Origin of the sequence: Paracoccus sp. MC1862, from assembly GCF_016617715.1 — a bacterium.
In the GTDB taxonomy this organism is placed as follows: domain Bacteria; phylum Pseudomonadota; class Alphaproteobacteria; order Rhodobacterales; family Rhodobacteraceae; genus Paracoccus.
Genome location: NZ_CP067225.1, coordinates 681,339 through 694,190, shown reverse-complemented (window position 1 = coordinate 694,190; position 12,852 = coordinate 681,339). Strand labels below are relative to the sequence as shown.

The following is a 12,852-nucleotide window of genomic DNA, read 5'->3' as shown; positions in this document are numbered from 1 at the left end:
GTCTATCCCGGGATGCTCTAAGGACCGGTTAACGCCCTACTTGGTGCCGAACATCCGGTCCCCCGCGTCGCCCAGTCCCGGCACGATGTAGCCGTGCTCGTCCAGTCTTTCGTCGAGCGCCGCGGTATAGACCGGCACGTCGGGATGGGCTTCCAGCATCCGCCGGACTCCCTCGGGGGCGGCCAGCAGGCAGAGGAAGCGGATGTTCTTCGCGCCTCGCGCCTTCAGCAGGTCGATGCTGGCCACCGCGCTGTTCCCCGTGGCCAGCATCGGGTCCACCACGATCACCATCCGCGCATCAAGATCGCCCGGAACCTTGCAGTAATACTGCACCGGCTGCAGCGTGTCTGGGTCTCGATAGAGGCCGAGGAACCCCACCCGCGCCGCCGGGATCAGTTCGAGGATGCCGTCCAGAAGCCCGTTCCCCGCCCGCAGGATCGAGATCAGCGCGAGCTTCTTTCCTTCCAGAATCGGCGCGTCCATCTCGCAGATCGGGGTCTGGATGCGGGCGGTCGTCACCTCAAGTTCGCGCGTGACCTCGTAGGCCAGAAGCAGGCTGATCTCGCGCAGGAGCCGCCGGAAGCTGTTGGTCGATGTCTCGTGCTTGCGCATGATCGTCAGCTTGTGCTGGACCAGCGGGTGATCGACGAGCGTGAGGTTGGGGAACTGGGTCATCGGGCAGCGTCCGCGTTCAGGGATCGGTAGGGATGTCGTGCCATGAAGGGGACGGCCGGGCGAAGCAAGCGCAGAGTGGCCCTGCGGTCCCTCATGCGCCGCCCATGTGGCCTGCGTCGAAGCGGCCCGGCAGCAGCTCGGCCACGGTCGTGGCCAGCTTCTCGCCGCCGACCGTCGCCAGAAGGACGGGGGTGTCGGCGCGGGCGAACTCGGCCAGCTTCTGGCGGCAGCCGCCGCAGGGGGGCGTGGGGCGGGCGCTGTCGGCGACGACGCAGACCTCGATGATCTCGGTCTCACCCGCCGCGACCATGGCGGCGATGGCGCCGGCCTCGGCGCAGGTGCCCTCGGGGTAGGCCACGTTTTCCACGTTGCAGCCGGCATAGATCACGCCGGATGCGCCGCGCACCGCCGCGCCGACCTTGAAGCCGGAATATGGCGCATAGGCAGCCTCGCGCACGCGGCGGGCGGCGTCGATCAGGGACATGGGCGCACCTTCGGTTTTGCCCCATCATCCGCAGCGTCGCGACCCGGCGCAACCCCGCCCCTTTCGCCATGCGCAAAGCCGCGCGCCAGCCGCTTGTGACGCGGCGTCGCGGGGGCTACGACGAAAGGACGGTCAAGGGAGACGGGCAATGGACGAGCGGCAAAGGGAAAATCTGCGGCAGGCGGCGCTGAAATATCACGAGCATCCGCGACCCGGCAAGCTCGAGATCCGCGCGACCAAGCCGCTGGCGAACGGACGCGACCTGAGCCTCGCCTATTCGCCGGGCGTGGCCGAGGCCTGCCTGGAGATTCAGGCCGATCCCGCCTGCGCGGCGCGCTATACCGCGCGGGGGAACCTCGTCGCGGTGGTGACGAACGGAACGGCGGTGCTGGGCCTTGGCAACATCGGCGCGCAGGCCTCGAAGCCGGTGATGGAAGGCAAGGCCGTCCTGTTCAAGAAATTCGCCAATATCGACTGCTTCGACATCGAGGTGAACGAGACCGATCCGGTGAAACTGGCCGAGATCGTCCGCGCGCTGGAACCGACCTTCGGCGCCATCAATCTCGAGGATATCAAGGCGCCGGAATGCTTCGTGGTGGAAAAGCTCTGCCGCGAATCGATGAACATCCCCGTCTTCCACGATGACCAGCACGGCACCGCCATCGTCGTGGGCGCCGCCGCCACCAATGCGCTGCGCGTCACGGGGCGGCGGTTCGACGACATCAAGGTCGTGTCCACCGGCGGGGGCGCGGCGGGAATAGCCTGTCTCAACATGCTGCTGAAGCTGGGGGTAAAACGCGAGAACGTGTGGCTCTGCGACATCCATGGGCTGGTTTACGAGGGCAGGGCCGAGGACATGAACCCGCAGAAGGCCGCCTTCGCGCAGGCGACCGAGTTGCGAACGCTGGGCGACGTGATCGACGGGGCCGACCTGTTCCTCGGCCTCTCCGGCCCCGGCGTGCTGAAGCCCGAGATGGTGGCGCGCATGGCGCGGCGGCCGATCATCTTCGCGCTGGCGAATCCCTCGCCCGAGATCCTGCCCGAGGATGTGCGCGAGGTCGCCCCCGACGCCCTGATGGCGACCGGACGCAGCGACTATCCCAACCAGGTCAACAACGTCCTGTGCTTTCCCTTCATCTTCCGGGGCGCGCTGGACGTGGGCGCGACCGAGATCAACGACGCCATGCAGATCGCCTGCATCGAGGGGATCGCTGCGCTGGCCCGCGCCACCACCAGCGCCGAGGCCGCCGCGGCTTATCGCGGCGAGACGCTGACCTTCGGGCCGAACTATCTGATCCCCAAGCCCTTCGACCCCCGCCTGATCGGCGTTGTTGCTACCGCCGTCGCCCGCGCGGCGATGGAATCGGGCGTGGCGACACGCCCCCTGCCCGACATCCACGCCTACAAGCGCAAGCTCGACGGCTCGGTCTTCCGGTCCGCCCTGATCATGCGGCCGGTGTTCGAGGCCTCGGCCACCGCAGAGCGGCGCATCGTCTTCGCGGAAGGAGAGGACGAGCGGGTGCTGCGCGCCGCCAATGCCATGCTTGAGGAGACCAACGACGTTCCGATCCTGATCGGCCGCCCCGAGGTGATCGAGACCCGGGCCGAACGCGCTGGCCTGCCGATCCGCCCGGTCGTCGATTTCCAGATCGTGAACCCCGAGGACGACCCCCGCTACCGCGACTATTGGGAAACCTATCATTCGCTGATGGCGCGGCGCGGCGTCACCCCCGACATCGCCCGTGCGTTCATGCGCACCAACACCACGGCAATCGGCGCAGTGATGGTGCATCGGAACGAGGCCGACAGCCTGATCTGCGGCTGCTTCGGCCAGTATTCCTGGCATCTGGGCTATGTGCGCGAGATCCTGGCGCGCGGCGGGCTGCATCCGGTCGGCGCCCTGTCGATGATGATCCAGGAGGAAGGACCCCTCTTCATCGCCGACACCCAGGTCCACCACGACCCCACCCCCGCCGAGGTCGCCGACACCGCCACGGCCTGCGCCCGCCACGTCCGCCGCTTCGGCCTGACGCCGCGGATCGCACTCTGCAGCCATTCGCAGTTCGGCAATCTCGACACCGCCTCGGGCCGCAAGATGCGGGAAGCAATGGACATCCTGACCGGACGCGAGGTCGATTTCCTCTTCGACGGCGAGATGCACGTGGACGCCGCGCTCGATCCTTCCGTCCGCGCCCGCCTGCTGCCCAAGTCACGGCTGGGGGACGAACCCGCGAACGTGCTGGTCTTTGCGGGCACCGACGCAGCGTCGGCGGTGCGCAACATCCTCAAGACGCGGGCATCAGGGCTGGAGGTCGGGCCGATCCTGATGGGGATGGGGAACAAGGCGCATATCGTGACGCCCTCGATCACCGCGCGGGGCTTGCTGAACATCAGCGCGCTGGCCGGGACCCCGGTCGCGCATTACGGCTGAGGCGAATCGGTCCGGGCCGGGATTTGCAAAGACCCGCAATTCTTGCCCGTCAGATCGCAAGGTATTTCATCGCTTTGCAAATGCCAGAGCCGCCTGCCGGGACATTCCGCCACATCGGCGGGGTGTTCCGGGCAATATTGTTGATTTGCCTGCCCCCTCGCCTCTAGGACAAGAACAGGACGTAAGGGGGAGAGACGGGTATGGGTTATCAGGACATCTACAGCGCGTGGAAGACCGATCCCGAAGGCTTCTGGATGGAGGCCGCCAAGGGCATCGACTGGATCGAATCGCCCAGCCGCGCCCATTTCGACCAGGGCCCGGCCGGCGAGTGGTTCGCCGACGCGAAGGTAAACGCCTGCTGGAACGCCGTTGACCGCCATGTCGAGGCCGGGCGCGGCGATCAGCTTGCCGTGATCCACGACAGCCCGATCACCCATTCTTATCGTGGCATCACCTACCGCGATCTGCGCGACCGCGTGGCGCGTCTTGCCGGCGCCCTGCGCGACAAGGGCGTGCAGAAGGGGGACCGCGTCATCATCTATATGCCGATGGTTCCCGAGGCGATCGAGGCGATGCTGGCCTGCTCGCGCCTCGGCGCCATCCATTCCGTCGTCTTCGGCGGCTTTGCCGCGCATGAGCTGGCCGTCCGCATCGACGACTGCACCCCCAAGGCGATCATCGCGGCGTCCTGCGGGTTGGAACCCGGCCGCGTCGTCCATTACAAGCCGCTGCTGGACCGCGCCATCGAGGAAGCGAAGCACAAACCCGAGTTCTGCGTGATCTTCCAGCGCGAACAGGAGGTCGCGGAACTGATCGAGGACCGCGACTTCGCCTGGCACAGCTTCCAGTATGGCGTCGAACCTGCCGAGTGCGTCCCGGTCGAAGGCAACCACCCGCACTATATCCTGTATACCTCGGGCACGACCGGCCAACCCAAGGGCGTGGTGCGTCACACGGCGGGCCACATCGTCGCGCTGAACTGGACGATGAAGAACATCTACGGCATCGATGCGGGCGATGTCTTCTGGGCCGCGTCCGACGTGGGCTGGGTCGTGGGCCACAGCTACATCTGCTACGCCCCGCTGCTGGCGGGCGCGACCACCATCGTCTTCGAGGGCAAGCCCGTCGGCACCCCCGACCCCGGAATCTTCGGCCGCATCATCCAGAACCACAAGGTCAAGGTCTTCTTCACCGCGCCGACCGCCATCCGCGCCGTCAAGCGCGAGGACCCGGCCTGCGTCTATATCCGCGACTACAGCCTCAAGTCGCTGAAGGCGGTGTTCCTCGCGGGCGAGCGGGCCGACCCCGACACGGTGCAATGGGTGGAACAGAACCTCAACGTGCCGGTGATCGACCACTGGTGGCAGACGGAAACCGGCTGGGCCATCGCCGCCAACCCATTCGGGATCGAGGTGCTGCCGGTCAAGCACGGCAGTCCCTCGGTGCCCATGCCCGGCTATGAGGTGCAGATCCTGGACGAGGCGGGCCATCCCGTGCCACCCGGCACGCTGGGCGCGGTCACGATCAAACTTCCCCTGCCCCCCGGCACGCTGCCGACGCTGTGGAACGCCGAGGACCGCTTCCGCAAGTCCTACCTGACCGCCTTCCCCGGCTATTACGAGACCGGCGATGCCGGCTACATCGATGAGGACGGATACCTTTACATCATGGCCCGCACCGACGACGTCATCAACGTCGCGGGCCACCGGCTTTCGACCGGCGCGATGGAGGAGGTGCTGTCCTCGCATCCTGCCGTCGCCGAATGCGCGGTTATCGGGGTGGCGGATGCGCTCAAGGGCCAGACGCCTCTGGGGTTCCTCTGCCTCAAGAAGGGCGTGGACACGACCCCCGAACAGATCGGGCGCGAGGTGGTGAAGATGGTCCGCGACCGCATCGGCCCTGTCGCCGCCTTCAAGGACACGGTCGTCGTGGACCGTCTGCCCAAGACCCGTTCGGGCAAGATCCTGCGCGCGACCATGGCCAAGATCGCGGATGGCGAAGAGTTCAAGATGCCCGCCACCATCGACGATCCGGCAGTTCTGGACGAGATCCGCGAGGCACTGAAAGCGACCGGACAGGCGACCGCTGGTCGGGCCTGACGATCCTTCCGCCAAGGGGCGCAGTCATGAGGCTGCGCCTTTGCCAAGTAGCGGGAGCCACGGGTTGTGATCGCGACGACAAAGGCAGGTAAAGCGCCATTCCAGCACTTCCTGCCGGGTCAGAAGAGCTGTGGCATCGCCGCGCCTCTCGCAAGAGAGAGCGCTGCGATCACCGCAAACCCTCCGCGTCTCAGCCGATCCGAGCGCCCAGGCGAGTCATCAGCGGCACGAAATCGGGGAAGCTCGTCGCGATCGGCCCGGCGTCATCCACGCTGATCGGCTGGTCCGAGGCAAGCCCTGCCACCAGAAAGGACATGGCGATACGATGGTCAAGATGCGTGGCGCAGATGGCCCCGCCGCTCAGACCGCCGGTCCCGTGGACCGTCAGGCTGTCGCGAGTTTCCTCAAGGCGCGCTCCGTTCGCCTCAAGCCCCCGCGCCATGGCGTCGATCCGGTCGCTTTCCTTCACGCGCAGTTCCGCCACGCCGTTCATCACGGTCGTCCCTTCCGCAAAGACCGCCAAGACGGACAGGATCGGGAACTCGTCGATCATGCTGGCCGCGCGCTCGGCCGGAACGGTCACGCCGCGCAAGGGGCCGTGGCGCACAATCAGGTCGGCGACCGGCTCGCCGCCTTCCTCGCGCTGGTTTTCCCAAGTCAGGTCGGCACCCATGTCCTCCAGCGTCACATAAAGCCCGTCCCGCGTCGGGTTGCGGCTGACACCGGGCACGCGGATCTCGGACCCCGGCACGATCAACGCCGCCGCCACCGGGAAGGCGGCGGAGGACGGGTCGCGCGGCACCGCCACCGTGCAGGGGTGCAGTTCGGGGCGGCCGGTCAGGGTGATGACGCGGCCCTCATCGGTCACTTCGGTCGTGACGGTTGCGCCGAAGCCAGCAAGCATCCGCTCGGTGTGGTCGCGCGTGGGTTCGGATTCGATCACCACTGTCTGCCCCGGCGCGTTGAGGCCCGCCAGCAGCACCGCGGACTTGATCTGGGCGCTGGCGACCGGCGTGCGGTAAAGCACCGGCAGCGGGTCAGCCGCGCCCCGGATCGTCAGCGGCAGCAGCCCGCCCTCGCGTGCCGTGACCTGCGCGCCGAAAAGCTCCAGCGGGTCGGTGATCCGCCGCATGGGGCGGCGCGACAGGCTCGGGTCGCCGGTGAAGATCGCGGTGATGGGCGTGGTCGCCATCGCGCCCATGATGAGGCGAACGCCGGTCCCCGAGTTGCCGCAGTCGATCACGCCCTCGGGCTCGGCAAAGCCGCCGACGCCGACGCCGTGGACGATCCACGTGCCCTCGCCCACACGCTGCACGTCGGCGCCGAATGCCTGCATGGCCTTCGCGGTATCCAGCACGTCCTGCCCTTCCAGCAGGCCGGTGATGCGCGTCTCGCCTACCGTCAGCGCAGCGAGAATCAACGCCCGGTGGCTGACCGACTTGTCGCCGGGCACAAGCGCCTCGCCACGCAGCGGGTCCGATCGGCGGGCGGACATGGGCAGGGGTGCGGCGCTGTGCGACATGGGGCTCTCCTTCATTCGGGCGAGACCTTAGCGCGGGGCGCGCGGCCCTGCCATCATCCGTCTGAAAATATCCCGGACCCGAGGCCCGGGGCGTCAACGCCGGAAGGTCGCGTAATGCGGCACCCGGCCCTCGCGCAGGGCCTTCTGCTCATAGCGGGTGGAGTGCCAGTCATCCCAGGCCTGCGGCCCGTCGTGGACCAGGGTGAAGCCGGCCTTCGGCACTTCCTCCAGCGTCTGGCGCATGTAGTCGGGGATGTCGGTCGCGACACGGAACTCGGCGCCGGGGGCCATGATGCGGTGCAGCGGGATCAGGTGCTCGGGCGTGACGAAGCGCCGGCGATGGTGGCGCGCTTTCGGCCAGGGATCGGGGTAGTTGAGGAAGGCCTTGCTGATCGCGCCGTCCGGCAGCACGTCCATCAGGTCGCGCGCATCGCCCGGATGGACGCTGACATTCGTCACGCCCGCCGCACGGATCTTGCCCAGCAGCATGGCCACGCCGTTGATGAAGGGCTCGCAGCCGATGATGCCGATCTCGCGGTAACGGGCTGCCATGGCGACCATGTGCTCGCCGCCGCCGAAGCCGATTTCCAGCCAGACGGGACGGCCGTCCCCGAAGATCGCGGCAGGGTCGATGGGCGCACGGTCGGGGTTGTCCGCAACGGTGATCCCGCGCGGGCGCAAGGTGCCAAGGTCTTCGGACAGGTAGCCCTTCTGGCTCTGCCGCAGGGTCTTGCCGTGGCGGCGGCCATAGAAGTTGCGGTGCGTGGGGGTGGGGTCGAACTCGGTCATGCGGGGGCGATGCCAAGGCGGCAGCGGAAGGTCAAGCGGCAAGGTCGGACGGGGGCGCTGCCCCCGCCGCACTTCGTGCGCCCCCGGGATATTTTTCCGAAGAAGAAGGTCAGGGCGCCCGGCTGCGGCGCCCTGCGCTCAGTCGGCGGCGAGGCGGCTGATGATGACCTTGACCTCGGGCTTCTTGCCGATCTCCTCCATCGAGACCTGGCGGGTGATGCGGCGGATGCCCTCGTCAAGCTTGCGGTCGTTCATCACCGTCGCATCGTCCACGCGGTCGAGATACTCGGCCAATTCGCTTTCGATGCGGTCGGCCAGCGGCACCCCGGCGCGGCCCTGTGCCGGCAGGCCCATTGTCTCGACCCAGGCGTCGGGCAAGACCTCGTCGTTCTCGTCCACGATCACCGAGACCGTCGCATGGCCGTTCAGCGCCATGCGGATGCGGTCGCGCACCACGCCGTCCATCGCCCCGATCAGGACATTGCCGTCGAGGTAGATGCGGCCGGTCTCGATCTGGTCCACGACGCGTGGCTTGTCGCCCGCAAGGTCGATCATCGTCCCGTTGGTCACGATTTCCGAGATCAGCCCCTTGGCGCGGGCGAGCTTCGCATGTTCCCGCAGGTGCATGTGCTCGCCATGCATGGGGATGACGATGCGCGGCTTGAGCAGATCATGCACCGCCTCGAGATCCGGGCGGTTGGCATGGCCCGAGACGTGGTAAAGGCCCGAGTCGGCATCGAACACATTCACCCCCAGACGGCTGAGGTTGTTCTGGATGCGGCCAACAGGGCGCTCGTTCCCGGGGATGGTCCGGCTGGAAAAAAGGAAACTGTCACCCTCTTTCAGCTGCAGGCCCAGATACTTGCCCATCGAGAGCTGCATCGATGCGGCGCGGCGTTCGCCCTGGCTGCCGGTGACGATCAGCAGCACCTTGTTGCGGGGCAGGTCGGCGGCTTCCTCGGGGCCGATCACGGCGGGGAAGTCACGCAGGATGCCCGTTTCGACCGCAGCCGTCGTCATCTTGCGCATTGCGCGGCCGAGCAGGCAGATCCGGCGGCCCGCGGCCGTACCGGCATTGGCCAGCGTCTTCAGCCGCGCCACGTTCGAGGCGAAGGTCGTCGCCACCACCATCTGCTTCTGCGCCACCACCCAGTCGAGCAGCGGATTGGCCAGCACGGCCTCGGACCGGCCGGGGTGGGTGCTGAAGACATTGGTCGAATCGCACATCAGCGCGGTGATCGGGGTCTCGCCCGCGATCTCGTGCCACTTGATGGGGTCGAAGGCCTCGCCCACCACGGGGGTGCCGTCCAGCTTGAAATCGCCGGAATGGACAATACGGCCTGCGGGCGTGTCGATGATGAGGGCCGCGCTTTCGGGGATCGAGTGGCTCACGGGGACGAACTGGACGCGGAAGGGACCGGCCTCGACCATCTCGGGTCGCGGCTCGACGATGCGCAGCTTGTCGATGGGCTGGCCCGCTTCCTCCATCTTCATGCGGGCGAGCGTGCCGGTGAAGCGGCGGGCATAGACCGGGGCGCGCAGGCGGTTCCACAAGAGGCCGAGCGCGCCGACGTGATCCTCGTGCCCGTGGGTGATGAAGATCGCCTCAAGCCGGTCGCGGTTGTCCTCCAGCCAGCGGACATCGGGCATGATCAGGTCGATCCCCGGCGCGCTGTCCATGTCGCCGAAGGTCACGCCCAGGTCCACGAGGATCAGGCGTTCCCGTCCCGGCTGGCCATAGCCGTAGACATAGGCGTTCATGCCGATTTCGCCCGCGCCGCCCAGCGGCAGATAGATCAGGCGCTCAGACATTGCCCATCTCCTTGTTGTAGTCGTTGATGAGCCGCAGCCCGTGCATGGTCAGATCGTCGTCCCAGGTGTCGAACAGATCCTCGATCTGGTCGAACAGCGCGGCAAGCCCCCCGGTTGCAATGATCTTCATCGGACGGCCACGCTCGACGGCGATGCGGGCGCAGATCTCGCGCACAAGGCCCGCATAGCCCCAGAAGACGCCGGACTGGATGCATTCTACGGTGTTGGTGCCGATGACCTGCTGGGGCCTGGTGACATCGACATGCGGCAGCGAGGCTGCGCCCATGTGCAGCGCCTCAAGCGACAGGTTCACGCCCGGAGAGATCACGCCGCCGACATAGGCGCCGTCCGTGTCCACCACGTCGAAGGTCGTGGCGGTGCCGAAATCGACCACCACGAGGTCGGGGCCATAGCGGTCGAAGGCCGCCCAGGTGTTCACGATCCGGTCAGGGCCGACGACGGTGCCGGGATCGACACGCGGCGGCGCGGGCAGCAGGCAGTCGGGCTTGCCCACGACCAGCGGCCTTGTGTCGAAATAGCGGTTGCAGAGGACGCGCAGGTTGAAGACCACCCGCGGCACGGTCGAGCTGATGATGCAGGCATCCACCTCGACCTCCAGCCGGCTCAGCGACATCAGCGAGCGCAGCCAGACGAAATATTCGTCGGCGGTGCGGCGGTGGTCGGTGGCGATGCGCCAATGGCTGATGAACCGCTCGCCATCCCAGATCGAGAACAGCGTGTTGGTGTTACCGGTGTCGATGCACAGAAGCATCAGGCAACCTCGTGGAAGAAGACGTCGGCGGCGGGGATGACCTCGCGCCCGGCGGCGGTGGTCAGAACCAGCGCGCCGGTCTCGTCGATACCCTCGAAGCGGCCGGTGCGGATGGCATTGCCGGTGCGCGCGGTGATGGTCTCGCCCAGCCGGGCCGCGCGGGCGGTCCATGCGGTGCGGATGGGGGCGAAGCCCCAGGTCATCAACTGCCGCTGCCAGCGGTCGAAGGCTGGCGCGAGCAGGTCTAGGAAATCATCCGGGCTGACGGCATGACCGGTTTCACCCAGCACCGAGACCGGGTGAACCGCACCCGCCTCGATGGCCTCCGGTTCCGGTGCAGCGGCAAGGTTGACGCCGATGCCGACGGCCAGCGCCGAGACCGCCCCGCCCTGCCCCGCGCTTTCCAGAAGGATTCCGGCGACCTTGCCGCCATTCAGCAGCACGTCGTTCGGCCACTTGATCGCCAGCCGGGTTGTGGGGCCGCATACAGCCGTCAGCGCTTCATGCAGCGCCAGGGCGGCAACAAAGCTGTAAAGCGACACATCGGAGGGAGAGCCCTGCGGCCGCATCGCCAGCGTTGCCGCGAAATTGCCCTCGGGCATCGACCAGCTTCGTCCGCGACGACCCCGCCCTGCCGTCTGCTGCCGGGTCATGATCCAGGCCGGACCGCTCAGGCCGGGGGCGAGGCGCAATGCCTCGGCATTGGTGCTTTCGGTCCGCGCAAGGACGTGGCGCGCCACGCCCTCGGGCCAGGCCACCGGACGGGGCGGCTCAGTCAACGGCGGCAGTCGCGACGGCGACCGGGTCCGCCACCGCCACATTCGCCGTCACCAGCGAGGCCGCCGCACGTTCTGCCGCAGCCTCGGTGCCCAGCATGGTGAAGGCGCCAAGGATCATCACCGCGGCCGAGCCCATCAGCGCCAGCCACTGCACGCCGCCCATGCGGGTTTCCACCGGCACCTCGCGCGCGCTGCCGAAGTAGATGTAATAGACCATCCGCAGGTAATAATAGGCGCCGATCACCGAGGCGATGACGCCCAGCAACGCCAGCCAGCCCATGTTTGCGTCCACCGCCGCCTTGAGCACGCCGAACTTGGCGAAGAAGCCCAGCATCGGCGGAACGCCCGTCAGGCTGAACAGCAGCACGGCCATAGCCAGCGCCTTCAGCGGCTCGGACCGCGCCAGCAGGTTCAGGTCGTCGATGGCGGTGACGGGACGGCCGTCGCGTTCCATCGACAGGATGAAGGCAAAGGTGCCAACGTTCATCACCACATAGATCGCCATGTAGATCAGCATGGTCTGCACGCCATAGACGGTGCCCGCCGCCAGGCCGATCAGCGCAAAGCCCACATGGGCGATCGAGGAATAGGCCATCAGCCGCTTGATGTCGCGCTGTCCGATCCCGGCGATGGAACCGAGGAACATCGACAGCACCGCCATGACCGCCAGCACCTGCGTCCATTCCCCCGGCACGCTGCCGAAGGCGCCCCACATCAGCCGCGCGATCAGAGCCATCGCCGCAACCTTGGGCGCGGTCGCGAAGAAGGCCGTCACCGGCGTGGGCGAGCCCTCATACACGTCCGGCGTCCACATGTGGAAGGGAACCGCCGAGACCTTGAAGGCAAGGCCAACCAGCAGGAACACCAGACCGAACAGCAGACCCAGCGACAGCCGCTCGCCGCCCACTGCCTGCATGATACCGGCAAGGTTGGTCGTCCCCGAATAGCCATAAACCAGCGCCGCCCCGTAAAGCAGCATCCCCGAGCTGAGCGAGCCGAGGACGAAATACTTCAGCCCCGCCTCGGACGACCGCGCGCTTTCGCGCCGCAGAGCCGCCACGACGTAAAGCGCCAGCGACTGCAGTTCGAGCCCCATGTAAAGCGTCAGCAGGTCGCCCGCCGAGACCATGACCATCATGCCAATGACCGCCAGGACCACCAGGATCGGCAACTCGAACCGCATCAGCCCGTTGCGGGCCAGGTAAGATGCACTCATCGCCAGCACGGCGGCGGCGCCCAGCAGCATGACCACCTTGGCGAAGCGCGCGAATGCGTCGTCGATGAACATCCCAAAGAAGGCCTGCGAGTCCGTGCGCCCGCCCCAACCGAGGGCAAAGGCGGCGGCCAGCATGGCGATGACCGACAGCCACAGCACCGGCACGGCGGTCCGGTCCTTGCCGAAGAAGGCACCGAACATCAGCGCCACCAGCGAGAACAGGGCCAGCGCCGCCTCGGGCATGAGGGTGTTAAAGTCGAGAGACGTCATGGC

The 12,852-nt window shown here is 67.3% G+C and carries 10 protein-coding genes; 2 read left to right on the top strand and 8 right to left on the bottom strand.

The window, feature by feature from the left end; translation table 11 throughout:
• Positions 1-36 precede the first annotated feature (36 nt).
• Positions 37-675, bottom strand: a complete 639-nt coding sequence (upp, locus tag JGR78_RS03510; RefSeq protein ID WP_182792937.1) for a uracil phosphoribosyltransferase — start codon at positions 673-675, stop codon at positions 37-39.
• A gap of 91 nt (positions 676-766) precedes the next feature.
• Positions 767-1,159: a cytidine deaminase gene (locus JGR78_RS03505; RefSeq protein ID WP_182803035.1), complete on the bottom strand. Its 393-nt coding sequence runs from the start codon at positions 1,157-1,159 to the stop codon at positions 767-769.
• A gap of 148 nt (positions 1,160-1,307) precedes the next feature.
• Between JGR78_RS03505 and JGR78_RS03500 the strand changes: the two genes are divergently transcribed.
• Both JGR78_RS03500 and JGR78_RS03495 read left to right on the top strand, forming a co-directional pair.
• Entirely contained in the window at positions 1,308-3,590 is a 2,283-nt protein-coding gene (locus tag JGR78_RS03500; RefSeq protein ID WP_182803033.1) for an NADP-dependent malic enzyme, read from the top strand.
• A 200-nt stretch (positions 3,591-3,790) separates the two neighbouring features.
• On the top strand, positions 3,791-5,689 hold the full coding sequence (locus tag JGR78_RS03495; RefSeq protein ID WP_182803031.1) for a propionyl-CoA synthetase: 1,899 nt from the start codon (positions 3,791-3,793) through the stop codon (positions 5,687-5,689).
• A gap of 190 nt (positions 5,690-5,879) precedes the next feature.
• Here JGR78_RS03495 and aroA read toward each other — a convergent pair whose 3' ends face one another.
• The 6 genes from aroA to nuoN all read right to left on the bottom strand — a co-directional run bounded on the left by aroA (position 5,880) and on the right by nuoN (position 12,849).
• Entirely contained in the window at positions 5,880-7,211 is a 1,332-nt protein-coding gene (gene aroA / locus JGR78_RS03490; RefSeq protein WP_182792941.1) for a 3-phosphoshikimate 1-carboxyvinyltransferase, read from the bottom strand.
• A 93-nt stretch (positions 7,212-7,304) separates the two neighbouring features.
• Positions 7,305-8,000: a tRNA (guanosine(46)-N(7))-methyltransferase TrmB gene (locus JGR78_RS03485; RefSeq protein ID WP_182803029.1), complete on the bottom strand. Its 696-nt coding sequence runs from the start codon at positions 7,998-8,000 to the stop codon at positions 7,305-7,307.
• Between the two features lie 138 nt (positions 8,001-8,138).
• Complete coding sequence (locus JGR78_RS03480) at positions 8,139-9,812, bottom strand: ribonuclease J (RefSeq protein ID WP_182792943.1); 1,674 nt, start codon at positions 9,810-9,812, stop codon at positions 8,139-8,141.
• Entirely contained in the window at positions 9,805-10,584 is a 780-nt protein-coding gene (locus JGR78_RS03475; RefSeq protein WP_182792944.1) for a type III pantothenate kinase, read from the bottom strand. The genes JGR78_RS03480 and JGR78_RS03475 overlap by 8 nt, the downstream gene beginning before the upstream one ends.
• A complete protein-coding gene (locus JGR78_RS03470; protein ID WP_234450845.1) occupies positions 10,584-11,363 on the bottom strand; it encodes a biotin--[acetyl-CoA-carboxylase] ligase in 780 nt (259 codons plus the stop codon). Before JGR78_RS03470 ends, JGR78_RS03475 begins: the two co-directional genes overlap by 1 nt.
• Positions 11,356-12,849, bottom strand: coding sequence for an NADH-quinone oxidoreductase subunit NuoN (gene nuoN, locus JGR78_RS03465; protein WP_182803027.1), 1,494 nt, complete (start codon positions 12,847-12,849; stop codon positions 11,356-11,358). Before nuoN ends, JGR78_RS03470 begins: the two co-directional genes overlap by 8 nt.
• Between the last annotated feature and the right edge of the window lie 3 nt (positions 12,850-12,852).

Bases quoted from the DNA above. Each gene is read 5' to 3' on its own strand.
- JGR78_RS03475 (WP_182792944.1), bottom strand. From the start codon at position 10,584: ATGCTTCTGTGCATCGACACCGGTAACACCAACACGCTGTTCTCGATC.
- aroA (WP_182792941.1), bottom strand. From the start codon at position 7,211: ATGTCGCACAGCGCCGCACCCCTGCCCATGTCCGCCCGCCGATCGGAC.
- JGR78_RS03505 (WP_182803035.1), bottom strand. From the start codon at position 1,159: ATGTCCCTGATCGACGCCGCCCGCCGCGTGCGCGAGGCTGCCTATGCG.
- upp (WP_182792937.1), bottom strand. From the start codon at position 675: ATGACCCAGTTCCCCAACCTCACGCTCGTCGATCACCCGCTGGTCCAG.
- JGR78_RS03500 (WP_182803033.1), top strand. From the start codon at position 1,308: ATGGACGAGCGGCAAAGGGAAAATCTGCGGCAGGCGGCGCTGAAATAT.
- JGR78_RS03480 (WP_182792943.1), bottom strand. From the start codon at position 9,812: ATGTCTGAGCGCCTGATCTATCTGCCGCTGGGCGGCGCGGGCGAAATC.
- nuoN (WP_182803027.1), bottom strand. From the start codon at position 12,849: ATGACGTCTCTCGACTTTAACACCCTCATGCCCGAGGCGGCGCTGGCC.
- JGR78_RS03495 (WP_182803031.1), top strand. From the start codon at position 3,791: ATGGGTTATCAGGACATCTACAGCGCGTGGAAGACCGATCCCGAAGGC.
- JGR78_RS03485 (WP_182803029.1), bottom strand. From the start codon at position 8,000: ATGACCGAGTTCGACCCCACCCCCACGCACCGCAACTTCTATGGCCGC.